Source organism: Roseovarius litoreus (assembly GCF_900142765.1).
GTDB lineage: Bacteria > Pseudomonadota > Alphaproteobacteria > Rhodobacterales > Rhodobacteraceae > Roseovarius > Roseovarius litoreus.
This window is the reverse complement of sequence record NZ_FRCB01000003.1, coordinates 175,647-201,612: the sequence shown is the minus strand read 5'-3', so window position 1 is coordinate 201,612 and position 25,966 is coordinate 175,647. Positions and strand designations below refer to the sequence as shown.

At 64.0% G+C, this 25,966-nt stretch carries 23 protein-coding genes; 15 read left to right on the top strand and 8 right to left on the bottom strand.

Annotated features, from left to right (window positions below):
• The first annotated feature begins 48 nt into the window (after positions 1–48).
• Genes F3H35_RS07415 through F3H35_RS07405 form a run of 3 tightly spaced genes read left to right on the top strand, consistent with a single transcriptional unit; the run spans position 49 to position 3,634 of the window.
• Positions 49–540, top strand: coding sequence for a tripartite tricarboxylate transporter TctB family protein (locus tag F3H35_RS07415; protein WP_149778981.1), 492 nt, complete (start codon positions 49–51; stop codon positions 538–540).
• Entirely contained in the window at positions 537–2,048 is a 1,512-nt protein-coding gene (locus F3H35_RS07410) for a tripartite tricarboxylate transporter permease (RefSeq protein WP_149778980.1), read from the top strand. Before F3H35_RS07415 ends, F3H35_RS07410 begins: the two co-directional genes overlap by 4 nt.
• Positions 2,045–3,634: a thiamine pyrophosphate-binding protein gene (locus F3H35_RS07405; protein WP_149778979.1), complete on the top strand. Its 1,590-nt coding sequence runs from the start codon at positions 2,045–2,047 to the stop codon at positions 3,632–3,634. Before F3H35_RS07410 ends, F3H35_RS07405 begins: the two co-directional genes overlap by 4 nt.
• Here the strand turns inward: F3H35_RS07405 and bchJ are convergent.
• The 8 genes from bchJ to F3H35_RS07365 all read right to left on the bottom strand — a co-directional run bounded on the left by bchJ (position 3,603) and on the right by F3H35_RS07365 (position 12,294).
• Positions 3,603–4,226, bottom strand: coding sequence for a bacteriochlorophyll 4-vinyl reductase (gene bchJ, locus F3H35_RS07400; RefSeq protein ID WP_149778978.1), 624 nt, complete (start codon positions 4,224–4,226; stop codon positions 3,603–3,605). The two genes, F3H35_RS07405 and bchJ, sit on opposite strands and share 32 nt — an antisense overlap.
• A gap of 6 nt (positions 4,227–4,232) precedes the next feature.
• The gene (bchE, locus tag F3H35_RS07395) at positions 4,233–5,894 is read right to left on the bottom strand and encodes a magnesium-protoporphyrin IX monomethyl ester anaerobic oxidative cyclase (protein ID WP_149778977.1); all 1,662 of its coding nucleotides are present in this window, start codon (positions 5,892–5,894) and stop codon (positions 4,233–4,235) included.
• Positions 5,895–5,987: 93 nt separating this feature from the next.
• Positions 5,988–6,536, bottom strand: coding sequence for an isopentenyl-diphosphate Delta-isomerase (gene idi / locus F3H35_RS07390; protein ID WP_188129909.1), 549 nt, complete (start codon positions 6,534–6,536; stop codon positions 5,988–5,990).
• Entirely contained in the window at positions 6,533–7,711 is a 1,179-nt protein-coding gene (locus F3H35_RS07385) for a geranylgeranyl diphosphate reductase (protein ID WP_149778976.1), read from the bottom strand. Before F3H35_RS07385 ends, idi begins: the two co-directional genes overlap by 4 nt.
• Before the next feature lie 3 nt (positions 7,712–7,714).
• Positions 7,715–9,004 (bottom strand): BCD family MFS transporter, encoded by a 1,290-nt coding sequence (locus F3H35_RS07380; RefSeq protein ID WP_149778975.1) that lies wholly within the window; start codon positions 9,002–9,004, stop codon positions 7,715–7,717.
• Entirely contained in the window at positions 9,005–9,913 is a 909-nt protein-coding gene (gene chlG / locus F3H35_RS07375; protein WP_149778974.1) for a chlorophyll synthase ChlG, read from the bottom strand.
• Positions 9,914–9,983: 70 nt separating this feature from the next.
• Positions 9,984–11,411: a transcriptional regulator PpsR gene (gene ppsR / locus F3H35_RS07370; protein ID WP_223228343.1), complete on the bottom strand. Its 1,428-nt coding sequence runs from the start codon at positions 11,409–11,411 to the stop codon at positions 9,984–9,986.
• A gap of 37 nt (positions 11,412–11,448) precedes the next feature.
• Positions 11,449–12,294 (bottom strand): cobalamin B12-binding domain-containing protein, encoded by an 846-nt coding sequence (locus tag F3H35_RS07365; RefSeq protein ID WP_149778973.1) that lies wholly within the window; start codon positions 12,292–12,294, stop codon positions 11,449–11,451.
• 294 nt (positions 12,295–12,588) lie between these two features.
• Here F3H35_RS07365 and bchF point away from each other — a divergent pair, with 294 nt between their 5' ends.
• Genes bchF through acsF form a run of 12 tightly spaced genes read left to right on the top strand, consistent with a single transcriptional unit; the run spans position 12,589 to position 25,956 of the window.
• Positions 12,589–13,077, top strand: coding sequence for a 2-vinyl bacteriochlorophyllide hydratase (bchF, locus tag F3H35_RS07360; protein WP_149778972.1), 489 nt, complete (start codon positions 12,589–12,591; stop codon positions 13,075–13,077).
• Positions 13,074–14,360 carry a ferredoxin:protochlorophyllide reductase (ATP-dependent) subunit N gene (locus tag F3H35_RS07355; protein ID WP_149778971.1) on the top strand — a complete coding sequence of 429 codons (1,287 nt, stop codon included), beginning with the start codon at positions 13,074–13,076 and terminating at the stop codon, positions 14,358–14,360. Before bchF ends, F3H35_RS07355 begins: the two co-directional genes overlap by 4 nt.
• The gene (gene bchB, locus F3H35_RS07350; protein ID WP_149778970.1) at positions 14,357–15,931 is read left to right on the top strand and encodes a ferredoxin:protochlorophyllide reductase (ATP-dependent) subunit B; all 1,575 of its coding nucleotides are present in this window, start codon (positions 14,357–14,359) and stop codon (positions 15,929–15,931) included. The genes F3H35_RS07355 and bchB overlap by 4 nt, the downstream gene beginning before the upstream one ends.
• The gene (locus F3H35_RS07345; protein WP_149778969.1) at positions 15,921–19,493 is read left to right on the top strand and encodes a magnesium chelatase subunit H; all 3,573 of its coding nucleotides are present in this window, start codon (positions 15,921–15,923) and stop codon (positions 19,491–19,493) included. The genes bchB and F3H35_RS07345 overlap by 11 nt, the downstream gene beginning before the upstream one ends.
• 49 nt (positions 19,494–19,542) lie before the next feature.
• On the top strand, positions 19,543–20,439 hold the full coding sequence (gene bchL / locus F3H35_RS07340) for a ferredoxin:protochlorophyllide reductase (ATP-dependent) iron-sulfur ATP-binding protein (protein WP_007814214.1): 897 nt from the start codon (positions 19,543–19,545) through the stop codon (positions 20,437–20,439).
• Complete coding sequence (gene bchM, locus F3H35_RS07335; protein WP_149778968.1) at positions 20,439–21,119, top strand: magnesium protoporphyrin IX methyltransferase; 681 nt, start codon at positions 20,439–20,441, stop codon at positions 21,117–21,119. The genes bchL and bchM overlap by 1 nt, the downstream gene beginning before the upstream one ends.
• A complete protein-coding gene (locus F3H35_RS07330) occupies positions 21,116–22,564 on the top strand; it encodes a PucC family protein (RefSeq protein WP_149778967.1) in 1,449 nt (482 codons plus the stop codon). The genes bchM and F3H35_RS07330 overlap by 4 nt, the downstream gene beginning before the upstream one ends.
• Positions 22,565–22,592: 28 nt before the next feature.
• Positions 22,593–23,366, top strand: coding sequence for a photosynthetic reaction center subunit H (gene puhA, locus F3H35_RS07325; RefSeq protein ID WP_149778966.1), 774 nt, complete (start codon positions 22,593–22,595; stop codon positions 23,364–23,366).
• A 22-nt stretch (positions 23,367–23,388) separates the two neighbouring features.
• The gene (gene puhB, locus F3H35_RS07320; RefSeq protein WP_149778965.1) at positions 23,389–24,027 is read left to right on the top strand and encodes a photosynthetic complex putative assembly protein PuhB; all 639 of its coding nucleotides are present in this window, start codon (positions 23,389–23,391) and stop codon (positions 24,025–24,027) included.
• A 21-nt stretch (positions 24,028–24,048) separates the two neighbouring features.
• On the top strand, positions 24,049–24,522 hold the full coding sequence (gene puhC / locus F3H35_RS07315) for a photosynthetic complex assembly protein PuhC (RefSeq protein ID WP_149778964.1): 474 nt from the start codon (positions 24,049–24,051) through the stop codon (positions 24,520–24,522).
• A gap of 16 nt (positions 24,523–24,538) precedes the next feature.
• Positions 24,539–24,835, top strand: a complete 297-nt coding sequence (locus F3H35_RS07310) for a hypothetical protein (protein ID WP_007814225.1) — start codon at positions 24,539–24,541, stop codon at positions 24,833–24,835.
• A complete protein-coding gene (gene acsF, locus F3H35_RS07305) occupies positions 24,832–25,956 on the top strand; it encodes a magnesium-protoporphyrin IX monomethyl ester (oxidative) cyclase (RefSeq protein WP_149778963.1) in 1,125 nt (374 codons plus the stop codon). Before F3H35_RS07310 ends, acsF begins: the two co-directional genes overlap by 4 nt.
• Positions 25,957–25,966 lie beyond the last annotated feature (10 nt).

Genomic DNA, 25,966 nt, shown 5'->3' with positions numbered 1-25,966 from the left:
CGCGTCGGGCCCCAGGGGTCCGGCGTGATTTCTTGAGGGAGGGATCACGTGACCAATCGAAGCATGCAACTGCAATTGGGGCTGGGGGCATGTATCGCCGCCCTGTTTCTGATTTTTGTGGCCATTCCCCAATGGGTGGCCGCGCCAAGCAATATACGCAACATCTTCCTGTCGCCCCTGTTCTGGCCCTATGCCTTGGCGGGGTTCACGGCGCTAGCGGGGCTTGGACTGGTCGCGGCGGGACTGCGTGACAGCGGCGATGAGACTCCTCTCAACGAAGCCTCGGAGGATCCCGCCCGTGCGTGGGTTCGTCTTGCGGGAATGGCCGCGATCATGATCGTGATCATGTATCTGCTGCCACGTCTTGGCATGGTCTGGACCTGTATGCTGGCCTTTGCCGCAACGGCGTTCCTTGTCCGGACGCGCCATCCGATCGCAGCACTGATCTGCGCCGTTGCGGTGCCGCTGGTGCTCTATGCCTTTTTCGCCCATGTCGCAGGGGTCGCGATCCCGCAGGGCACGATCGTGAGACTTCCATGAGCTTTGTCGACAGCCTGCTTGCCGGACTTGCCCTTGTCGGCAATGTCGAATCCTTTCTCGCCCTTTTCGGCGGCGTTGTCATCGGCGTGATCGGTGGCGCGATCCCCGGAATGTCCGCCACCATGGCTGTGGCCCTGACACTGCCATTCACCTTTGCGATGCAGCCGATCACCGGCATCCTGCTTCTGCTGGGGGTCTACAAGGGTGGTATCTTCGGCGGGTCGATCCCGGCCATTCTCATCAAGACACCCGGCACACCGGCCTCGTCGGCCACCATTCTCGACGGCTACCCGATGGCCGAAAAAGGCGAAGCCGGCCGCGCCCTTGGCATGGCGCTTTGGGCCTCGTGCACGGCGGACGTGATCTCGAACATGGCGCTGATCGTCTTTGCGGGATGGCTGGCATCCTTCGCCCTGAATTTCGGCCCGCCGGAATTCTTCACCCTGATCCTGTTCTCGCTCACGATCATCGCGGGCGTGTCGGGTGACAGCCTGCTGCGCGGGGCGCTGTCGGCGCTTCTGGGGCTGCTGCTGGCGACGATCGGCCTGGATCTGGTCTATGGCACGAACCGCTTCACCTTTGGCGATCCCAACATGATGGGCGGCTTGAACTTCATCGCGGTTCTGATCGGCCTTTTCGCGATACCCGAGGTACTTGCTATGGCCTGGCATCCGACAGCGCATCTGGGCAAGACACGCTCGATCGGCAACAAATGGGTCACCTTTGCCGATTATCGCAAGAGTTTCCGTTCGATCGTTCGAGGCAGCATGATCGGGGTGTTCCTTGGGTCCATTCCGGGTATCGGGGCGGCGCCCGCAGCCTTTCTGAGCTATTCCGAGGCGCGGCGGCGTTCCAAGAACAAAGCCAATTTCGGCAAAGGCGAAATCGAGGGCGTCGCCGCCTCGGAAGCCGGGAATAACGGCGTGGCCGGTGCGACGCTGATCCCCTTGCTGGCGCTCGGCGTGCCGGGCGACGTCATCACCGCGATCATCATCGGGGCTTTCATGATCCACGGATTGCAGCCGGGGCCGATGATGTTCGTGCTGAACGTGGACATCATCTATGGGCTGTTCATGGGCCTGATCGTCAGCTCGGTCTTCCTGTTCATCGTCGGAAGCGCGGCGATCCGCGGCTTCAAATACGTGGCGGATGTGCCCAAGCGGCTTCTGATCCCGACCGTTCTGGTCCTGTGCATCTACGGTGTCTTCGCGGTCAACAACAACATTTTTGATGTCGGCGTGATGTTCGTCATGGGGTGGGTCGGCTATGCGATGATGCGCTATCATGTGCCCGCCGCACCATTCCTGATCGCCTTCATTCTGGGCCCTCTTCTGGAGGATAATTTCCGCCAGTCGATGCTGATGTCCGGCAGTGACTGGAAGGTGCTGTTCCGTGGCCCGATCACGTGGTTCTTCTGGTCGGTAACGCTGATTACCGTCGTCGCAATCGTACGTGCCGGTATCAAATCGGTGCGCGATCACTCGGCGTCGAAGATGTCGAAATCATGAGCACACCAATGCGAGGCGCGGATCTCTTGGTGCAATCGCTGGCGGATGCCGGAACCGACGTGATTTTCGCCCTGTCGGGCAATCAGATCATGCCGATTTTCGATGCCTGCCTGACCGCCGGCATCCGCATCGTGCACACAAGGCACGAGGCCGCCGCCGTTTTCATGGCCGAGGCCTATGCCCAGGTGACCGGCAAGATCGGCGTGGCGCTGGTGACGGCGGGCGGAGGGCTTGCCAATACCGCAGGCGCGCTGTTTTCGGCCAGCGAATCCGAAACCCCGGTTCTGCTTCTCTCGGGTGACAGCCCGGTTGGGCAGGATGGCCGGGGCGCGTTTCAGGAAATGGACCAGACCGCGATCACCGCGCCGCTCACCCGGCTGTCCTTGCGGCCCATGTCGGTGGACAGGCTCGAGGCGGATTTGGGGCGCGCGCTGACCGCCGCGACAGCGGATCGTCCCGGCCCGGTTCACATGGCGCTGCCAGTGGATATCCTGACGGCCGATGCGCAGCCTGTCGGCGCGTCATCCGGTGTGGCACCCCACAAGATGGCCGAGGATACCCTTGCACGGATCACAAGCGCCATCAGCAAGGCCGACCGCCCCCTGATCGTGTTGGGCCCTGCACTCAACGACACACGCGCACCGGGGCTGGCACAGGCTCTGCGTAACGCAGTTGACGCGCCGGTCGTCGCGATGGAAAGCCCTCGCGGGCTCAACGACCCGTCGCTTGGCGGGTTGCGAGAGGTATTCGGTGCAAGCGATCTGATCGTCGTCATCGGCAAGCGGGTGGATTTCACATTGGGGTTCGGAACGGGCGATGCGCAATGGATCTGCATTCAGCCCGATGCCCCTGAACTTGACCGTGCAAGACGCAATCTGGGCGACCGGCTTGTGTTGAGCGCACAGGCTGATGCGTACGGCATGGCACAAGCGCTGATCGGCGCTCCCGTTGCGCTGCCAAAGCGTCAGGCTTGGTGCGACAGCGCCTTGCAGAAACTGAGCACAGAACCAGCCGCGCCCGCGACCGACGCTGCCGGAAAGATCACCTCGGCCGGGCTCTGTGCGGCGGTGCAAGAGGCGCTTTCGAACCATCCTGACAGTATCGCGATCTGTGACGGGGGCGAGTTCGGCCAATGGGCGCAAGCCCTGCTGCGCGCCGGGCGGCGGATCATCAACGGGCCATCGGGGGCGATCGGCGCCGGCATCGCCTATGGCATCGGTGCGCGCGCGGCGCGTCCTGATGCACGGATCGTGGCGCTGATGGGCGATGGCACCGCGGGCTTCCACCTGCCGGAGTTCGAGACGGCGGCGCGGGAAGATCTGCCTTTCGTCGCCGTGATCGGCAATGACCGGCGCTGGAATGCCGAGCACCAGATCCAGCTCCGCGATTACGGGCAGGACCGGCTGACCGGCTGCGACTTGAGCGGTGCGCGGTATGATCTGGCGGCGGCAGGGCTTGGGGCGCATGGCGAGTACGTGACGCGCCTCGAAGACCTGGTCCCGGCGCTGGAGCGGGCCTTTGCCTCGGGCAAACCGGCCTGCGTGAATGTCGAGATTACAGGCCTGCCAGCGCCTGCGGCGCACTAGCCCCTGCACCTCCGCGCCGAAAGACGAAGCAGCAGGCGGCGGCGCCGCGCGCACAGCATGTGGTTTCGCTGACCGAGATATCAGGGGCAACGAGCCGACTGAAAAGCGTCTCGAGAACCGCGCGATGCCAAGGGCAGCCGGGCGTGGCCAATGGGTTGTCGGCAATGGTCAGCGACAGCCCTCCGTGCGAGCCTGTGCTCACACGGCCCGATCCCGCGAAGGTCCAGGCGTGCTGCCGGATGGCTCGCAAGAGAATGGGCCCCGCCACAACGGCAGGCAACAGGCGCAGAATAGTCTGGGCGCGGGCCGGGATGCGGTGAGCAAGGATATAAGCACCCGTCCGCGCCCCGGCATCCTGCGCCACAGCCTCGGCACGCGGAGCAGGCAAAAGGCGGGAAACCGCGCCATGCAGCGCCGCCGCGCAGCGCTGATCGACCATGTCGGCGGGGGGGTGATCCAGCAGATGCTCCAGCCCGACCGAGGCGAAGACATGCCGTGTCAGTGCCTCGCCCCCTTCGGCGCGCAGGGCCTCGGCGGTCTGCAGGATCGCGTTGGGCCCGACAACATGGTCTGCAAGCTGGTCCCCCCGCATGGCACGTTACTCCGCCGGAGTGCGTTCGATCTGGGTATCGGCCCCACCGCCACAGGCGCGCGCCTCGGCCTGCACGGCGGCGATGCGGGCCTTTTCGGCCTTGATCTGATCGCGGACGGCGACCCGGCGTTCGGTGGCCTTTTTCTTTCGATCGGCCATCGCCTCCCAATCGGCCATCTGGGCCTGAGCGATCTGGCGGCTGTCGTCGAAATGGAAATCCACCTTTTCTTTCGATTGCGGCCCCCAATATCCGACCTTGCCCAGATCGTAGAAGGTGCGCGCAAACCCGGCCTTGGCGAAGGCGCGCAGGCAGCCCAAAAGGTATTTCCGGCGGAATCCCCGGCCCCGCCAAGGGTAATGGAACAGCGCCTTGTTGATGTAGAAGCGCCGGTAATTGTGCATCACCTTGTCCAGAAGCGTGGCGCGATCCATCGCGTCGGGCTTCATGATCGGGGTGACGAAATTGTATTTCTCGAAGTCGAACACCTCGACCTTATCGCCAAGCTCTTGAAACAAAGGGGTAAAGGGCCAAGGCGTGTACATCGTCCAATTGGCCAGATCCGGGTTCCAGTCGCGCGCGAAACGATAGGTTTCCTCGAGCGTCTCTTCGGTTTCGTTGTCCAGGCCGACGATGAACTGCGCCTCGGTGAAAATGTCTGCCTCGCGCAGGAGGCGGATGGCTTCCTTGTTTTCCTCGACGCGGGTTTCCTTGTTGAACAGGTCCAGCTTCATCTGGGCGGCGGCTTCTGTGCCGAGGCTGATATGCACAAGGCCCGCGCGGCGCCACAGGCCAAGCTGATCCTTGTCGCGCTGGATGTCGGTCACGCGGGTGTTGATGCCCCATTTCACCCGATCAGGCAGGCCGCGCGCGATCAGCTCCTCGCAGAATTCGGTGAATTTGCGACGGTTGATCGTGGGTTCCTCATCAGCGAGGATGAAGAAGCCAACACCATGATTTTCAACAAGATCCTCGATTTCATCCACGACCTTCTTGGGGTCGCGGACGCGGTAGTCGCGCCAGAATTTCCATTGCGAACAGAACGAACAGGTGAACGGACAGCCGCGCGCCATGCTGGGAATGGCCAGCCGGGTGTTGAGCGGGATGTAGATGTATTTCTCCCATTCGAGGATCGACCAGTCGGGGGTCAGCCCATCGAGATTCTTGACCGTGGGAGCGGCCTGAGTAGCAATGATCTCGCCTTCGTCGGTATAGGCTATGCCCTTGATATGTTTACGATCCGTGTACCAGCGGCCATCTTCGACCGCGCGGACGAAGTCGAGAAACACCTCCTCGCCCTCGCCGCGCACGATGGCGTCGATATGGGGGGCTTCCGAGAGAACCTGCTTGAACATGAAGGTCGCATGCACGCCACCAAGGACCGTGACACAGTCGGGGGCGGCCTCTTTGGCGATCTCGAGGACGCGTTCGGCACGGTAGATCGAGGGGGTGATGGCGGTGCAACCCACTATATCCGGTTGCATCTCGGCGATGCGGGCGCGCAGCTCATCTTCTTCGACATTGTTGGTCATCGCGTCGATGAAGGTGATGTCGTCATAGCCCGCAGCCTTGAGCGGACCGGCGAGATAGGCCACCCATGCGGGGGGCCAGTTGCCGGCGATTTCGGCACCGCCGGAATGATAGTTCGGATGGATCAAGAGCAGTTTCATGGCGCCTCCTATTCAGGACAAGCGTGCCATGCTATCTGTCAACTTTGATTGACACAGATCAATGTCAGTAATTTTTAACAATCCGACCTGATATCAGGCGAATATCTGCTCGGCATGTTGATCGAGATAGATCCGCAACCAGGGCGTGAACCGGGCCGGGTCGCGCCTTGTTTTTCCAACAAGATCAGACATTTGGATCCAGTCCGTCTCCATCACCTCATCGGGATTGGGGGCCACCTGAATCCGTGCGGGCACCCGCGCGATGAAGATGTCGACCAATTCGTGCTCGATCAGCCCGCCGCCCACATCGGCACGGTATTCGACCTGATCGCGGTGCTCGAGCTTCAGCCCTTCGATGCCCAGTTCCTCGGACAGGCGGCGCTGCGCGCAGGCCTCGGGCGACTCGTCCCAATGGGGGTGGGTGCAGCAGGTGTTGGCCCATAATCCGGGGGTGTGGTATTTGCCCAGGGCGCGGCGCTGGATCAGCACCTCGTCGCCATGCATCACGAAGACGGAAACCGCCTTGTGACGCAATCCGCGGCGATGCGCTTCAAGCTTGTCGACGGGCTTGAGAACGCCATTTTCCCACGTCGGTATCGCGTCGGTATCACGTCGGTAATCTGTCGGTGCAAAATCGGTCATACACGGACTGCCGGGACGAGCCGCGTCAGATGGGCGAGGTTCTTCAAGCCGATCTTGAGATGCGCCATCGGGCGGGCGCGGACGAGTTTCTTGTTCATGTAGGCCTCGAAGGTCAGGCGCTGGACGTCGATGTCGTGGCACAGCGAGACGAACCTCTCGCGGCGCTCGTCCGATCTATAATAGGCATTCTGCATCGAGGCCAATACCCGGAACACGGTCTTGTGCTCGGACATGAAAAGTTTGCGCGCCAGCCGAAGGTCACGGGCGCGGCCCGAGGCGAGGCAGGCCGACGCGGCGGTGGCGGCGACGCGGCCGCCGACCATGGCGTAATAGATCCCCTCGCCCGAGCTGGGCGCGACGACGCCGGCGGCGTCACCTGCCAGCACCACATCGGAGCCATTGTCCCACCGGTCGAGCGGCTTGAGCGGGATCGGCGCGCCTTCCTTGCGGATGGTGGGGCAATCGGCCAGACCGCTGGCGAGACGCAGATCGGCGGTGGCTTTCTTGAGGTCCACGTCACGCACCATCGAGCCCATGCCGACACTGGCGGACTTGCCATGCGGGAACACCCAGCCGTAGAAATCGGGAGAGATACGCCCGTCATAGATCACGTCGCAGCGTGCAGGGTCGTAATCGCCCACCTTGCCCGGTGCCTCGATGATTTCGTGATAGGCGATGACATAAGGGATGCGGTCGCCGCCCGGCACTTCGGTCCGCGCAACGTTCGAGCGCGCACCATCCGCGCCGATCACCAGCTTCGTGGCGAGGCTGCGTTCATTGCCGCTGACCTTGTCGCGATAGACAACGCGCGTGCCGGCCTCATCGCGTTCGATCCGCAGATAGGTGCCGGTGGCGCGGGTTGCGCCGGCGCGAGCGGCGCGCTTGCGCAGGAATTCGTCGAAATCCTCGCGGTCGACCATGCCGACAAAGCCGTTTTCGATCGGGATATCGACCTTGCGCCCGGTGGGTGAGATCATCCGCGCGGTGGTGATCTTGGCGACGAGCTGTTCGTCCGGCAGATCGAAATCCGCGATCAGACGGGGCGGGATCGCCCCGCCGCAGGGCTTGATCCGCCCGGCGCGATCCAGAAGGGCCACCTTGTGACCCGAACGGGCCAGATCCTCGGCGGCGGTGGCGCCAGAGGGGCCTCCGCCCACGACAACGACATCATACATCTGCTATTCCCCCGGAACGATGGCAGCGGCCCGGCCGCGCCCGTGTTCAATGACCCGAAGCGCCAGCAGCGCCGCGAAGATGAAAAGTGTGGCCTCGGCCAGAAAGACGATGCCAAAGGCCTGTGCGTCGGACTGCAGGGCAACGCGCATCACATCGACCGCCGCCGCCCCCAGAAGGCCGCCAAAGCCTGCCGCGATGGCCTGCGCCGCGCCCCAAAGACCCATGCGGGTGCCTTCGCGCGCGCCACGGCCTTCGCCGGCCAGCGCCATCATCGAGCCGATGGCCGCCACCGCGAACATGCCGTTGAAAAAGCCCAGACAGACCACAGCCGGCATCAGGGCCGACGGCACGGCCGCGCCGCCCAGAAAGGTGATCAGCGCAAGGCTGCCCGCCGAGCCGAGACAGCCCGCCACGACCCAGTTGCGCAAGGAGCCAAGCCGAAAGCCGGTGGCGGCGATGCCGACGGTGAGCATGCCAAGGAAAACCCCGCCATTCTGAGCGCCACTGAGCGAGGTGGATTGCCCCGGCGTGAAGCCGAAGACCAGCCCGGAATAGGGTTCGAGGATCAGTTCCTGCATGAAATAGGCGGTCATCGACAGGAACACGAAGATGGTGAAATTGCGCGCGGCGGGCTCGGCCCAGACCTCGCGCAGGCCGTCGATGAAGCGGGTGGTGTCGGGGGGGCGGCGCTCGGCCTGCACGCGGGCCTCGATGCCGTATGAGGCAAGGATGGTCACGGTGACGGCGGCGCCGGTGACGATGCCCACGATCTTGAGCAGGAGCGCCGGGCTGTAGGGATCGAGAAAGGCGCCCACGGTGCCTGCGGTCGCGGCGATGCCGAAGATCATCATCAGCCATGTGATCGTGGCGGCGGCGGCGCGGCGATGCGGTGCCGTGGCGGTGGCCAGAAGTGCCAGAAGCGAGGTGCCCGAGGCCCCTGCCCCCAGACCGATCAGCGCATAGGCGAGGATCGAGAGCGACAGGCCCGCGGCAAAGCTGGTGTCAAAGAGCACCACGCCGTAGGAGGCGCCAAGCGCGCCAAGCGCCAGAACGATCATGCCGCCGATGATCCAGCGCGTGCGGTGCCCGCCCGCGTCGGACATGAAGCCCCAGTTGGGGCGAGTGATCTGAATGCCGTAATGCAGCGCCACCAGAAGGCCGGGCAGCACGGCGGGCAGCGCCAGCTCCACCACCATCAGGCGGTTGAGCGTCGATGTGGTCAGCACGACGATCGCGCCAAGCGCCATCTGCACCAGCCCGAGGCGGACAATGGAAAGCCAGCCGAGCGTCATTCAGAACCCTCCCATGGAGCGCAGGGCGAAGGCCGAAACCATCATGCCGCTGACATAAAGCGTGACGCCGGTGGCGTTGTACCAGGGCGCGCGGCCCTTGGGATCGGACAGCAAAACCCGCATCGCCCAAAGCTGCGCCGCGATCAGGGCGCCAACGGCCAGTGCATGCCAGGGGCTGCCCCAGGCGTAAAGCAGCGCCACGACCGCCAGTTGCGGCAGCGCCATGACCCAGCAGGCGACACGCGCGGCGCGCTCTGGCCCCAATGTGACGGGCAGAGAGTTGACGCCGGTCTGACGGTCGCCCTCGAGCGCCTTGAAATCGTTGAGTGTCATGATGCCATGCGCGCCCAGTGCATAGAGCAGCGCCAGCGTGACGATGGGCCAGGACGGCGCGCCATCCGACAGCACGGCAGCACCGGTGAACCACGGCAATCCTTCGTAGCACAGGCCCACAAGGGCCGGACCCCAGATACCGGATTTCTTCAGGCGGACAGGCTCGGCGGAATAGGCCCAGGCGGCCAGCACGCCAAAGACGGTGGCGCCAAAGCCCCACGGCCCCAAGAGCGCGCCAAGCGCCAGCGCCATGGCGCTCATGATAAGGGCGATCCAGAGGCCCCAGCGGCCGGGGATCGCCCCCGACGGGATCGGGCGGTCCGGTTCGTTGATCGCGTCCACATGCCGGTCGCACCAGTCGTTGGCGGCCTGGCTCATGCCGCAGACCACAGGCCCGGCCAGAACCATGCCGACCAGCACCAGCCAGGGCGCCTGCGACAGCGGGACACCCGAGGCGACGACGCCGCACAGATAGGCCCAGATCGGCGGGAACCACGTGATCGGCTTGATCAGGGTGAGAACGGCGCGCGGTTTGGGCAGGCGGCGGGAGGTGTGTAGGGAATACGTGACACTCATAGTGTCAATTAAACTATACAATTCGATTCCGGGAAAGGGGTTTCTTGCCTCAGTCCGCCCCGGATCGGCGTCACTCGTCGCCGGAATGCAGCAATCCGTGCTTGCGCAGCTTCACATAAAGGCTTTGACGCGACAGGCCCAGCATTTCGGCGGCGGCGACGCGGTTGTTGTTGGTCATCTGCACGGCGGTTTCGATGCACATCTTCTCGATCACGTCGGATGTGGCCGAGACCAGTTCTTTCAGCGAAGCGGTGCCAACAAGGTCCATGACGTTCTTCATGGCGTCGTCGCTGACCATCGCGGAGCTGTCCGTCGCGGCCCCCTGTTCGAGCGGGGTGACATCGCGGATAATCAGGCCCAGCCCCATGTCCCCACCGCGCTGGCGCAGGTGGGCTGCGGAAATCTCGACCGGCAGGCGGGTGCCCACGACGCTCTTGAGCTGCGCCGAATAGCTGCGCAACCGCCCGGATTTGATCGTGTTTTCAAGGATCAGCTTCATATCCACCGCCCCACGGGACAGGAATTCGGAAAGCGATTGATCCTTGATGTCGCGCAACTGTGCGGCGTCGGTCATGACCAGAAACGCCTCATTGGCCTCGCGGATGACCCCCTTGAGATCGACCAGCACGATGGCATCGGTGGTCGAGGCGAAGAGCGAGGACAGGGTGTTGGCCAATTCGGCACCGCCGGCATCGACATCTTCCAAAGTCGCCATGCGGCACAACAGCACCAGGTCGCCGGAGGCGCGGAAAAACTGCGGGCAGATGGTGATGACGCGGCCATTGCGGCGAGCGACCACCTCGACCCCTTTCATCTCGTCCGAAGAGGCGGCGGATTTCAGGGCATCCATGAATTCCGAACGGCGGCGCCCCTCGAAGGCCTGGGCAATGGCGCTGCCGGTCAGAAGATCGGCCTTGCCCCCCATCAGCTCGGCCGCGGCCGAGTTCAGATCGCCGATCCGGCCACTTTCGGGATCGACCAGCGCCATCGGCGTGTCCGATGCCTCGAGCACGACGCGAAAATAGGTCTCGGCCCCGCGCAGCTTTTGCTGGTCACGCTCGCGCGCCATCTGTTCGCGCACAAGCCGCTGCTGCACTTCGGCGAAAGGCTGCATGTCACGGCCCAGCATCAGGATCGCGCCGGTATTGGCGATGCGGTGCAGCGAGTAGCGAATGGGGAATTCCCATTTCGCGTTGTCGATATGATTGATCTCGATCGGGCGCGGCACAAGGGCCGTATCGGCGCGCATCCGTGCGACCCGGTCATGGAACTTGCTGACGGATTCCTCGGTCAGGAAGTCATCGAAGGGACGCCCCACCCAATGATCGAGACAGCCCAGAGAGGCGCTGTCGGAATTGACCGAAATGCCCGTGACGACACCCTGCACATCCACGACGACCGCGATATCGCAGGCCTGCTCGATCAGATGCTCGATATGCGTCGGATCCGGCAGAACACCAGCGCGCAGTCGTTCCGATGTCCGAGTTTGTTTGGTCACTTTTCCACCTCAAGGGCCGAAAACACCGCCGCGCCGCTTACAGGGCAATATCTGATGACAGTGTCTCGGCAACGGTCGCAAGGCCGCAACGTTCTACAGCCTCACGAACTGATTTAACTGCGAAATCCGCCCCCGTTCGTCGCGCGACATCCGCGATCTCGTCTACCGCACGGCCGCCCACGACCACCGGGGGACAGGTTTCCGTTCTTGACCGTATGTATTCCACCAACCCGGCAAGCTTTTCAACCGTTTTCCGGCTGGCAGCCGTGACCCCGATCATCGAAAATCTTCCGGTTGCAACAAGATTAACCAACTCATCCGGATTCAGGGCAATCGCCATATGCACCCACAGCCCGTGACGGCGGAACTGATCCGCGGCCACGAAGGCGCCGAGCGAATGCTGTTCGAACTCCGGGATCACGATGAGGACGGATTGCCCCAACGGGATACTGGTATCGACGCCCTTTGCGTGGCCCTTGCCTTCGGCCTCGCGCAGGAGCGCCTGCAGGCGCGCGGCGCCGATCGAGACATCGACGAAACTCGCCTCGTCATGCAGCCAGAGTTTGCCGAGATGGCGCGCCGCCTCGGGGACGAAAATCTGGTAGATGTCCTGGCTGCTCACACCGATCGAGATCAATTCCGCGATCACGCTCTGGTGGCTGGTTTCCGAGGTGGACATGAGGGCTTCGCATAGGCGCTCGACCCATTGTGCACGCGTCGTGGGCCAGTTCGTGACCCGTTCGGAGGCGATACTTCGGAGCGCCGATTCGACCAAGAAGCGGATCCCGTGCCCCTGCGGGGCCGACATTCCGGAGCGCTGTCTGCGCGGGTCTAGTTCCATGAACCCCTCCCGGCCAATATGGCCATCGCGTGTCGCGCGCATTTCCAATGCCGCCCCTTATAATAAAGCATGAGACCGCACTTTAAAAATGTCAAATAAACTTGACAGATTGCCCCCGGAAAACATCGCATATCGCTGTTCCTGATAGAGAAATTGCCGCGGGCGGAACGGGTAAACTTGCCTGAACATTGGGAAAAACCGGTATCGGGACACCTCTGACCCAGAGAATCATGCAAGATTGACAGCATACCCCGTTTCAAAGTGTAAGTTTTAGTTGACACTTTCCAGCTCTCACCTCTAGCATCGGACCATACTCATTGGCCTGCGAGGGGGAACATGGCACCGCATTCTGGTCCGGAACACGACCGCTCGGGTCTCTATACAGAGGCGCAGCGCGCGCGACGCGACGAGAGCATCTGGACACTGGTTCAGGGCATTCTTGCGCCGATGCAGTTCCTGGTCTTCCTGATCTCATTGGTGCTGGTGCTGCGCTTCCTGACCACGGGTCTGGGCTATGAGGCGGCGACATGGTCGATCCTGGTCAAGACCGGGTTCCTCTACCTGATCATGGTGACCGGGGCGATTTGGGAAAAAGTCGTTTTCGGTCAATACCTTTTCGCCCCTGCCTTCTTCTGGGAAGACGTGTTCAGCTTTGCCGTGATCGGCCTTCATACAGCCTATGTCTGGGTGCTGTTCAGCGGCTCGATGGGGCCGGATGGACAGATGGTCGTGGCCCTTGCCGCCTATGCTGCCTATGTGGTGAACGCGGGTCAATTCCTGCTCAAACTGCGGGCCGCGCGCCTGCAGGCGGAGGGTGCGGCATGACCCGTCATACCCCCCCGCCGCCCAGCACCGGATGCCGCAACGCGCCGGTTCTCAAACAGCGCGGACAGCACGAGGTGTTCTGCGGTCTGACGGGAATCATCTGGCTGCACCGCAAGATGCAGGACGCGTTCTTCCTTGTCGTGGGATCGCGCACCTGCGCGCATCTGCTGCAAAGTGCGGCCGGCGTGATGATCTTTGCCGAGCCCCGTTTCGGCACCGCCATTCTGGAAGAAACCGACCTGGCCGGGCTGGCCGATGCCCAGAACGAGCTGGAGCGCGAGGTCGACCGTCTTTTGTCGCGCCGCAGCGATATCCGACAACTGTTCCTTGTGGGAAGCTGCCCATCGGAAGTCATCAAGCTGGATCTGGCCCGCGCCGCCGAGCGGCTGACGATGAAATACGCGCCCCGCGTTCGGGTGCTGAATTATTCCGGATCGGGGATCGAGACCACCTTTACCGAAGGCGAGGATGCCTGCCTTGCCTCGATGGTGCCCACCCTGCCCGAGACCGACAAGCGGCAATTGATGCTGGTGGGCGCGCTGCCCGATGTGGTCGAGGATCAAGCGCTCGATCTGCTGGCACAGATGGGTATCGAGGATGTCACCGTGCTGCCCGCACGCCATGCCGATACCGAAGTGACCGTCGGTCCGAATACCGTTTTTGCACTAACACAGCCTTTCCTCGGCGGCACCCATGCTGCCCTGGAGAGACGCGGGGCGCGTCATCTCCCCGCGCCGTTCCCGTTCGGCGAGGAGGGCACCACTGCGTGGCTCCAGACCGTTGCGCGGGAGTTCGGCGTCGATCAGGCGCGTTTCGGCGCCGTTACGGACGCGCCCCGCGCACGAGCTCGCAAGGCCGTTGCCAAGGCAACGGAGACACTGAACGGCAAATCGGTGTTCTTCTTCCCCGACAGCCAGATGGAAATTCCGCTGGCGCGGTTCCTCACGCGCGAATGCGGGATGGAAGCGATCGAGGTGGGCACACCCTTCCTGCATCGCGCCGTTGTCGGCCCCGAGCTGGACCTGCTGGCCGAAGGCCCGCAACTGTCCGAAGGGCAGGATGTGGATCTGCAGCTCGAGCGCTGCCGCGCGGCGCAGCCGGATCTGACGGTCTGCGGGCTGGGTCTGGCCAATCCGCTGGAGGCCGAGGGCCTGACCACCAAATGGGCGATCGAGCTGGTCTTCACGCCGGTGCATTTCTACGAGCAGGCGGGTGATCTGGCGGGGCTCTTCTCGCGTCCGGTGCGCCGCCGCGAGGCCCTTAAGCTGGGGGCCACGGCATGAAGCTGAGCGTCTGGACATATGAAGGCCCGCCGCATGTCGGCGCGATGCGCGTGGCCACGGCGATGACCGGTCTTCATTACGTGCTGCATGCACCGCAGGGCGACACCTATGCCGATCTGCTGTTCACCATGATCGAGCGGCGCAACCACCGTCCGCCGGTGACCTATACCACCTTTCAGGCCCGCGATCTGGGCAGCGACACGGCGAACCTGTTCAAGACCGCCTGTCAGGACGCATATGACCGGTTCAAGCCGCAGGCGATGATCGTCGGCGCCTCGTGCACCGCAGAGCTGATCCAGGACGATCCCGGCGGCATGGCCGAAACCATGGGGCTGCCGGTGCCGGTGATCGCACTTGAGCTGCCCAGCTATCAGCGCAAGGAAAATTTCGGCGCCGACGAGACGTTTTTCCAGATCGTGCGCGCACTGGCCCGTCCGGTCGAGAAGACCGAGCGGATCACCGCCAATCTGATCGGGCCGACAGCGCTTGGCTTCCGGCATCGCGACGACATCACCGAGGTGACGGCGCTGCTGGAGGAGATGGGCATTTCGGTCAATGTCTGCGCGCCTTACGGCGCGTCTCCAGAGGACATCACCCGGCTGGGGGCGGCGCATCTCAACGTGCTGATGTATCCCGAGACCGGCGAGGCGGCCTGTCGCTGGATGGAGCGCGAACTGGGCCTGCCCTTCACGAAAACCGTGCCGATCGGCGTCGGTGCGACCCGCGATTTCATCCGCGAAGTCAGTGAATTGTCGGGCCTTCCTGCGAAACTGGATGAAGCGCGGCTGCGCCTGCCGTGGTATTCGGCCAGCGTCGATTCCACCTATCTGACCGGCAAGCGGGTCTTTGTCTTTGGGGATGGCACCCATGTGGCCGCCGCCGCCCGCATCGCGCGCGACGAGATGGGCTTCGAGGTGGTGGGCCTGGGCTGCTACAACCGCGAGATGGCCCGCCCGATCCGGGCGCTGGCCAAGGAATACGGGGTCGAGGCGCTGATCTCGGACGATTACCTGGATGTCGAGGCCCGGATCGAGGAACTGGCCCCGGAAATGATCCTGGGCACGCAGATGGAGCGCCATATCGGCAAGCGTCTGGGCATTCCCTGCGCCGTCATCTCGGCGCCGGTGCATGTGCAGGATTTCCCCGCCCGCTACAGCCCGCAGATGGGTCTGGAAGGCGCCAACGTGATTTTCGACACATGGGTGCATCCGCTGGTCATGGGGCTGGAAGAACATCTGCTGCACATGTTCCGCGAGGATTTCGAGTTTCACGACGCGGCAGGTGCGAGCCATCATGGCGGCGCGCATGTGCCGCGCGAAGCAGGGGGGCCGTCTGCCCCCCACGCCGAAATCCCGCAGGATTTCGACGCTCCCCCCGAGGATATTTCCGGCCAGAAGAAAGCGCCCGGCGAGGTCATCTGGCTGGCCGATGCGGAGCGCGAGTTGAAGAAGATCCCGTTCTTCGTGCGCGGCAAGGCGCGGCGCAATACCGAGCTCTTCGCCAGCGAACGCGGGATGCAGGAAATCGGCATCGACACGCTCTACGAGGCCAAGGCACATTATGCGCGATGACGTCTCCATGACCGGGCAGCAGCCCCGCTACAGCGTCGTGATCCTGACGCTGGACAGCCATGCGGCCGGCCCTTGCGAGCGGGCCGCGCTGCGCATGGCGGGGGATTTTCCGGGCCTGGCGATCCGCGTGCATGCCGCCGCCGAATGGGGGGAGAGCCCCGAGGCGCTGGCCGCCGCCAAGCGCGACATCGCGACGGCCGATATCGTGGTGTCGTCGCTGATCTTCCTCGAAGAGCATATCAATGCGATCCTGCCCGACCTGCTGGCGCGGCGCGATCATTGCGATGCGATGGCCGGGGTCATCGCGGATGCGCAGATCGTCAAGCTGACGCGCATGGGCACGCTGGACATGGCCGCGCCGGAAACCGCGACGCGCAAGCTTCTGAAGAAGCTGCGCGGCTCGTCGGCGCCCTCGACCGAAAGCGGCGAGCGCAAGATGAAGATGCTCAAGCGGTTGCCGCGCATCCTCAAGCTCATTCCCGGCAAGGCGCAGGATCTGCGGGCCTGGTTCCTGATCATGCAATACTGGCTGGGTGGATCGGACGACAATATCGAGGGCATGGTCCGCTTCCTGATCTCGCGCTATTGCCGGATCGCGGAGTGGCGCGGCACGCGCGCGCCCGCACCGCTGGAATACCCGGATACCGGGCTTTATCACCCCGATCTGCCCGACCGCATCACCGAGGATGCCCGCGCCCTGCCCTGCCCCGAAAACGCGACCGGCACGGTGGGCGTGCTGCTGATGCGCAGCTATGTGCTGTCGGGGGATACCGCGCATTACGACGCGGCGATCCGGGCGCTGGAGGCAAGGGGGCTGAGGGTTCTGGCGGCGTTCGCCTCGGGGCTGGACGGGCGCCCGGCGATCGAGGCTTTCTTCCGAGACGCGACAGGCGCGAAGATCGACGCGCTGGTGTCGCTGACCGGGTTCTCGCTGGTGGGCGGACCGGCCTATAACGACAATGACGCCGCTGTCGGCATCCTGAGCGCGCTCGACGTGCCTTATGTGGCCGCACATCCGCTGGAATTCCAGACGCTTGGTCAATGGGCGACCTCGGCGCAGGGGCTGGGCCCGATCGAGACCACCATGCTGATCGCGCTGCCCGAGCTGGATGGCGCGACCAACCCCACGGTCTTTGCGGGGCGGCATGGCGAGGATATCTGCACCGGCTGCGCGCATCGCTGCCAGGCCGGGCAAAGCGCCAAGGCGATGGCGCCCTGTCTGGACCGGATCGAGCGGCTGGCCACACGGGTCGAGCGGCTGGTGGCGCTGCGTCGTTCGGAAGTGGCTGAACGCCGTCTGGCCATCGTGCTGTTCGGCTTTCCGCCCAATGCGGGTGCTGCGGGCACGGCGGCCTATCTGGATGTGTTCCGCTCGCTTTACAACACGCTGCACGCGCTGGCCGATCGCGGTTATGACGTGACGCCGCCCGACAGCGTCGAGGCGCTGCGCGCCAGCGTGCTGGAAGGCAGCGCCCAGCAATACGGTCAGGAGGCCAATGTCGCGGCGCATGTGAGCGCCGACGACATCGTGGCGGGCACGCCCTGGCTGGACGAGATCGAAGCGCAATGGGGCCCGGCCCCCGGCAAGGTTCAATCCGACGGGCGCGGCGTGTTCGTTCTGGGCGCGCAAATGGGCAAGGTATTCGTCGGGCTGCAACCCGCCTTCGGCTATGAAGGCGATCCGATGCGGCTTTTGTTCGAGCGCGGCTTTGCCCCGACCCATGCGTTCAGCACCTTCTATCTGTGGCTCAAGTCCACGTTCCGCGCCGATGTGGTGCTGCATTTCGGGATGCATGGCGCGCTGGAATTCATGCCGGGCAAGCAGGCGGGCGTTGGCCCCTCGGACTGGCCGGACCGGCTGATCGGCGACATGCCGAATGTTTACCTTTACGCCTCCAACAACCCGTCCGAGGCCACATTGGCCAAGCGCCGCTCGGGCGCGGTGACGGTGACGCATCTGACCCCGCCGTTGGCAGCCTCGGGGCTGTACAAGGGGCTGGCGGAGCTGAAGGACAGCCTGACGCGCTGGCGCGGCATGACGCCCGATGCGCATGAGCGCGCCGAGCTCGAGGCGCTGATCGCCGAGCAGGCGGCGGCGGTCGATCTGAATGGCGCGGATCCGCAGGCGCTGTGGCTGCGCCTGCTCGAGACCGAGGATGCGCTGATCCCCGAGGGGCTGCATGTGCTGGGTCAGCCGATGAGCGACGCGGCCCGCGCCGATTACCTGCGCCTGATCGAAGGCACCGATGCCGAGACCCTCGCGAGAGTGGACGGCCTGCTGCAAAGCAATGGCGAGATGGCAGGGCTGCTCAAGGCGCTGGATGGCCGGTTCACCGCGCCGGTGCCGGGCGGCGATCTGATCCGTTCGCCCGATATCCTGCCGACGGGGCGCAATATCCATGCCTTCGATCCGTTCCGGATGCCCACCGAGTTTGCCTGTCGCGAGGGCGCGAAGCAGGCGCAGATCCTGCTGGACACCCACAAGAGCCTGCCGCGCAGCGTGGCGCTGGTGCTGTGGGGGTCGGACAACATCAAATCCGATGGCAGCCCGATCGCACAGGCGCTGGCGCTGATCGGCGCCAAGCCGAGATTCGACAGCTTCGGGCGACTCTGCGGCGCCGATCTGATCCCGCTGGCCGAACTGGGCCGGCCGCGCATCGATGTCATCATGACCCTGTCGGGGATTTTCCGCGACCTGCTGCCGCTCCAGACCCGGCTGCTGGCCGAGGCCGCGCTGAAAGCCGCGCTGGCCGATGAGCCGCTGGAGCAGAACTTCATCCGCGCCCATGCGCTCAGCTATGCCGAAAAGATCGGCTGTGATCTGGAAACCGCGGCCTTGCGGGTGTTTTCCAATGCCGAGGGCGCGTATGGGTCAAACGTCAACCAACTGGTCGACGGGTCGGCCTTTGGCGACGAGGACGAGCTGGCCGATGCCTATGAGACGCGCAAGAGCTTTGCCTATGGCGTCAACGGCAAGGCCCAGCAGAACACGGCGCTTCTGCAGCAGGCGCTGCGCGATGTGGATCTGGCCTATCAGAACCTTGAATCGGTCGAGCTGGGTGTGACCACGGTGGATCACTATTTCGACACGCTTGGCGGGATCTCCCGTGCGGTCAAGCGCGCACGCGGCGGGCAAGAGGCGGCGATATACATCTCGGACACCACCCGCGGCGCGGGCAAGGTGCGCACACTGGCCGATCAGGTCTCGCTCGAGACGCGGTCGCGGGCGCTGAACCCGAAATTCCACGAGGCTCTGCTCAAGCATGGCGCCGAGGGCGTGCGGCTGATCGAAAGCCATGTGACCAACACGATGGGCTGGTCGGCCACCACCGGACAGGTGGAGCCCTGGGTCTATCAGCGGATCTCGGAAACCTTCGTGCTGGACGATGCGATGCGCAAGCGTCTGACCGATCTCAATCCGGTGGCGTCCTCGCGCATGGCCAACCGCCTGCTCGAAGCCCATGACCGCGCCTATTGGTCCCCCGATGAAGCGACGCTCAGCGCCCTGCGCAATGCGGCAGACGCCATCGAGGATCGCCTTGAAGGGGTGGCCGCAGAATGACCAACGACACGCGCAACAGGACACGACATTCAGGAAGGACAGGCCAGACATGAGCCCTCGCGACGAAATTCCGACGCTCAAGGGACAGGACGGAGAAGGCTCCGTACAGGTTCACCAGGACGCTTCGACGAAGATCGAGGGCGCCAAGGTGTTCTCGGTCTATGGCAAGGGCGGCATCGGCAAATCGACCACCAGCTCGAACCTGTCGGCGGCCTTCGCCAAGATGGGCAAGCGGGTGTTGCAGATCGGCTGCGACCCCAAGCATGACAGCACCTTCACGCTGACCGGACGGCTTCAGCCCACGGTGATCGACATTCTCAAGGAGGTCGATTTCCACCCCGAAGAGCTGCGCCCCGAGGATTTCGTGGCAACCGGCTGGGGCGGGGTGAAATGCGTCGAGGCGGGCGGCCCGCCCGCCGGGACCGGATGCGGCGGCTATGTGGTGGGTCAGACCGTCAAGCTGCTCAAGCAGCATCACATGCTGGAAGACACCGATGTGGTGATCTTCGACGTGCTGGGCGATGTGGTCTGCGGCGGCTTTGCCGCCCCCCTGCAGCATGCCGACCGGGCGCTGATCGTGACGGCCAATGATTTCGACTCGATCTACGCGATGAACCGGATCATCGCGGCGGTTCAGGCCAAGTCGGCCAATTACAAGGTCCGGCTGGCGGGCTGCGTGGCGAACCGCTCGAAGGATACTGACGAGGTGGACCGCTACTGCGCCGAGATCGGCTTCAACCGGATCGCGCATATGCCCGATGTGGATGCCATCCGCCGGTCGCGTCTGAAGAAAAAGACGCTGTTCGAGATGGATGACGAGGAAGACGTCGTCAATTGCCGCAAGGAATACATCCGGCTGGCCGAGACGCTGTGGAACGGCACCGAGCCGCTGGTTCCGGCGCCGATGGAAGACCGCGACATCTTTGAACTGCTGGGGTTTGACTGATGTCCTATGACCGCACCCTCGCCTCGGTCGAGACCTATTTCGACAAGACCGCGACCCGGACATGGGAACGGCTGACCAGCGATGCGCCGGTCAGCCGCATCCGTGAAACGGTCCGGGCGGGCCGGGACAGGATGCGCGCACAGATCCTGTCGCGCCTGCCCGATGACCTGACCGGCGCACGGGTGCTGGATGCGGGCTGCGGCGCAGGGCAGATGACGGCTGAACTGGCGGCGCGCGGGGCCGATGTGGTGGCGGTGGATATCTCGCCCTCGCTGGTCGCGATCGCGCGCAAACGCCTGCCCATCGATCTGTCGGCACGGGTGAAGTTTCATTCGGGCGACATGCTGTCCGACCGGCTGGGTTCGTTCGATCACGTGGTCGCGATGGACAGCCTGATCTATTACTCGCAGGCCGATATCTCGCGCGCGCTGGCCGGGCTGGCGCTGCGCATGAGCGGCAAGATGGTGTTCACCGTGGCACCGCGCACGCCGCTTCTGATGGCGATGTGGCGCATGGGGCAGATGTTCCCCCGCGCTGATCGCTCGCCCACCATGGTGCCCCATGCCGCAGACGGGTTGAGCCGCGCGCTGGCCGAAACCGGCACGGATGCGCGCCTCTCGCCGCTCACGCGGATCACCTCGGGCTTCTACATTTCGCAAGCCATGGAGCTGTCACGATGAGCCAGCGCCGTCCCTCTCGACTGATCCATCTGACAAGCCGCATCCTGCCTTTCGCGGATGCCGCAAGCGAGGGGCTGCCGATGGCGCAGCTTCTGCGCCTGTCGCTGTTTCAGGTGTCGGTGGGGATGGCGACGGTTCTGCTTCTGGGCACGCTCAACCGCGTGATGATCGTCGAGCTTTCGGTGCCGGCGACCATCGTGGCGATGATGATCGCCCTGCCGGTGCTGATCGCGCCGTTCCGGGCGCTTCTGGGCTTCCGGTCGGACACGCATCGCAGCGCGATCGGCTGGAAGCGCATTCCGTATATCTGGTTTGGCTCGTTGTGGCAGATGGGAGGATTGGCGGTGATGCCTTTCGCCCTTCTGGTGCTGTCGGGTCAGCAGGCCGTAGGCCCGGCATGGGCGGGCGAGGTGCTGGCGGCCCTCGCATTCCTGATGACGGGCCTCGGCCTGCACATGACACAGACCGCCGGTCTGGCGCTGGCGACCGACCGCGCCGATGACGAGACCCGGCCCCGCGTGGTGGCCCTGCTTTACGTGATGTTCCTTGTGGGCATGGGCCTGTCGGCGGTCATCATCGGCTGGCTGCTCAAGGATTTCTCGCCGTTCAGGCTGATCCGTGTGGTGCAGGGTGCGGCCGTCGTGGGCATCGTTCTGAACCTGATTGCGCTCTGGAAACAGGAAAAAGTCACCCCGATGAGCCGCGCCGAACGCGAGGCCCCGCGCCCGCGCTTTGGCGACGCATGGGCCGATCTTATCGCAGGCGGACAGGCCGGGCGCCTTCTGGCGGTGGTGTTTCTGGGGACCATGGCCTTCAACATGCAGGATGTTCTGCTTGAACCTTACGGCGGCGAGATCCTGGGCCTGTCAGTGTCCTCGACCACAATGCTGACCGCCGTTTGGGCCATCGGCGCACTGATCGGCTTCACCATGGCGGGCAAGATGCTGGCACAGGGGCGCGATCCCTATCGTCTGGCCGCATTCGGCCTGCTGACCGGTGTGGCGGCGTTCTCGGTGGTGATCTTCGCCGCGCCCATGGGATCGCCGGTGATGTTCTTTGCCGGCGCGGGCCTGATCGGGCTTGGCGGCGGTTTGTTCGCGGTCTCGACCCTGACGGCCGCGATGACCATGCACACCAGCGGCACGGCCGGACACGGCCTTGCGCTTGGCGCGTGGGGCGCGGCACAGGCCACGGCCGCAGGCCTCTCGATCGCTCTGGGCGGCGGGCTGCGCGACTGGATCAATGCCGCCGCGACCTCCGGTTCTTTGGGCGAGGCGCTGAACACCCCCGCCACAGGCTACTCGTTCGTCTATCACCTCGAGATCGGCCTGCTTTTCGTCACCCTCGCCGCCCTCGGACCGCTGGTCCGTCTGGTGCGCGCGGATACCACACCCGAAACCCAAAAGGGAGCGGCCCGTATCGGCCTGGCCGACTTCCCCACATGACCTGCCGTTGCTCGGAAAGGATACCGACATGACCGAGACCTTCTTTGGACAATTCGATCTGGCCAGCTTGTCGCTCTGGCTGTTCTATTTCTTCTTCGCCGCGCTGATCTTCTACATTCAGCGCGAGAACATGCGCGAGGGCTACCCTCTGGAGGACGATGACGGCAACGTCTCGGCCAACCAGGGGCTGTTCCCGGTGCCTGACGACAAGACGTTCCGCCTGCCCCATGGCCGCGGCGACGTGACCGTTCCCTCGGGGCAAACGCCCGAGCGCAAGGATATCGCCCTGCGCAAGACCGCTTCGGGCAACGGCTTTCCCTTCGTTCCCACGGGCGATCCGATGGTCGATGGCGTCGGCCCCGCATCCTGGGCGCCGCGCCGCGACATGCCCGAGCTTGACGGCAAGGGTCACCCCAAGATCGTCCCGATGGCCGCGACCGAGCATTTCCATGTCGCCGCCGGCCGCGACCCGCGTGGTCTGCCTGTGATGGCGGGCGACGGCGAGGTGGTGGGTGCGATCAGCGACATGTGGATCGACGAGCCGGAACAGATGGTCCGCTATCTGGAAATCGACCTCGACGCCGATCATGGCGGCGGCAAGCGGCTGGTGCCCCTGCCGATGGCCCGGATCAAATCGAACCACGTCAAGATCCGCTCGATCTTCGGCAAGCATTTCGCCGGAGTTCCGCAGCATGCCTCACCGAACCAGGTGACCATGCTCGAGGAAGACAAGATCAGCGGCTACTACGCCGGCGGCACGCTCTACGCCTCCGAAGAGCGGCTTGAGCCGCAACTGGGCTGAAGCAGAAGCAAGGGAGACCGCCATGAGCCACGATCACGACGATTTCGCATCAGAGCCCGTCAAGGGACTGCCCGAACGCCCCCCCGAGGGCGAGCATATCCTATGGCAGGGCAAACCCCACTGGTGGGCGCTGACACGCGATTCACTCAACCTTTACTGGGTGGCCGTCTATTTCGTGGTTCTGGCGGTCTGGCGCTATGTCACGCTGATGGATCAGGTCAGCGCAGCCAGCGCCTTCCGGGCCTCGTTTCCGTTCATCATCCTCGGCGGGATCGTTTGTGCGATCCTGCTGATCGTGGGCTATGTACAGGCCCGCGCCACCGTCTACACCATCACCAACCGCCGGGTCGCCATGCGGATCGGTGCGGCACTGACCGTCACGCTGAACCTGCCCTTCACCCAGCTGCGCAACGCCGATCTGCGCCTGCATCGTGACGGCACCGGAACGATCGCGCTGGACCTGATGGGCAACACGCGTCTAAGCTATCTTGTCTGCTGGCCGCATGTGCGCCCCTGGGTCATTCGCCGAACACAACCCGCGCTGCGCTGTATCCCCGACGCCGAGAAGATCGCCCACCTGCTGGCCGAAGCCGCCGAGGCCCGTGTCAGCACGCCCAAGGTCGAACGCCACAGCGCCGCCGCGACCGTCGCGGCCGAATAGTCAGACGAAAGGGACACCGCCATGACCCAGATCGACACCCACGGCCAACCGCGCCGCAACCCCCACGACAAGGAGCTGATCCCGCGCGTCATGACGCGCGCCATGCTGGCCCTTGTCCTGACCGTGCTTGCACTGGTCACCATCGCCCGGGTCACCGACCGCCCGCTGATCGCGACGCCCCCCGAGGGCGAGATCGTGGTCAGCCGCGAGGTGATCCTGTCGGGCGACATGTCCGGCTCGGCCACGGTTCACAATCTCGACGGCACGCTTGTTGCCGACCTGACGCCCGCTGAGGGCGGTTTCATTTCGGGCGTCTGGCGCGTTGTTCTGCGCGAACGCACGAAGCATCGCGTGGCCCTTGACGGGCCCGTCGTCTTGATCCGGCGCGACAATGGCCGGGTCGAGATCAAGGATCCCAGCACGGGCTGGGGCGCCGATTTAATGGGATTCGGTGCAGATAACGCCAGGGCCTTCGCGCGGCTGCTGGCACAATAGGGAAAGGAGGCCAAGAATGGGATGGCTTACCAAGGAAATAGAGCACGCGCCGTGCACTGTGGAAATCAGTCATAAATTCGAGTCGCTGCACGCGCATGTGCGGTTCAACAACGGGGCCGTCATCTATCCGGGTGACGAGGTCAAGGTCCAGGGGCCCGAGATCATGGCCCCCTTCGGCGAGATCGTATCCGAGGATCGCGACGCGATCATCTTTCGCGCCTCCAAGCTGGAACAGCTCTGGACGCGGCTGACCGGCGATTTCGAAGTGATGGAGCTGTGCGAATTCTCCTTCTCCGAGGAGGTGACGCTATGAACATGCAGCCCAAGCACTCCGCCGACGCCACCACCGTCGAGGAAGGTCTCGCCATTCAGGAAGAGCAGTCCAAGTTCGACAGCAAGGCCGCCACCGATGTGGCCATGCAGAACACCCTGCTCACCCCGCGCTTCTACACCACCGATTTCGACGAGCTCGACGCGATCGATGTCAGCTCGGTCCGCGAGGACTGGGACAAGCTGATCGACCAGATGGAAAGCGACCCCAACAAGGGTCATTTCAAGAAGAACGAAGACTGGGATCACGTCGACTGGGACAACATGGAGCCCAAGCTGAAGAAGGAATTCATCGATTTCCTGATCTCCAGCTGCACCGCCGAATTCTCGGGCTGCGTGCTCTACAAGGAAATGAAGCGGCGCGGGTCCAATTCGGACATCACGCAGCTGTTCCAGCTGATGGCGCGCGACGAGGCGCGGCACGCGGGCTTCATCAATGATGCCCTTCGTGAAGCCGGTGTTGCGGTCAATCTCGGGTTTCTGACCCAGAAGAAGAAATACACCTATTTCCGGCCCAAGTTCATCTACTACGCCACCTACCTGTCGGAAAAGATCGGCTATGCCCGCTATATCACGATCTTCCGCCACCTCGAGGCGAACCCGCAGCATCGGTTCCATCCGATCTTCAAATGGTTCGAGGAGTGGTGCAACGACGAGTTCAGCCATGGCGAGGCCTTCGCCCTTTTGATGAAGACCGACCCCAAGCTGACATCGGGCGTCAATGTGTGGTGGATCAAGTTCTTCCTCACCGCGGTCTATGCCACGATGTATGTGCGCGATCATCAGCGCCCGGCCTTCCACGAGGCGCTCGGCGTCGATCCGGACTGGTATGCCCACGAGGTCTTTACCAAGACCAGCGCGCTGACCAAGCAGATCTTCCCGATCACGCTGGATATCGAAAATCCGCGCTGGCAGGCTGGGTTGGTCAAGCTGCAAAAGGCGAATGCCGATCTGGCGCGCGCCAAGCAGGACAGCGGTCTGGGTGCCATGCTGCGGCAAGTGTCGGCGCAGGCGCGGGCGGCCACGGCCTTTGCGGGGCTCTTCTTCATCCCCGCCAAGCGTCACCAGGTGCCCGCCAGCACCCGGATGGAGCCGGCCTACTGATGCGCGGCGC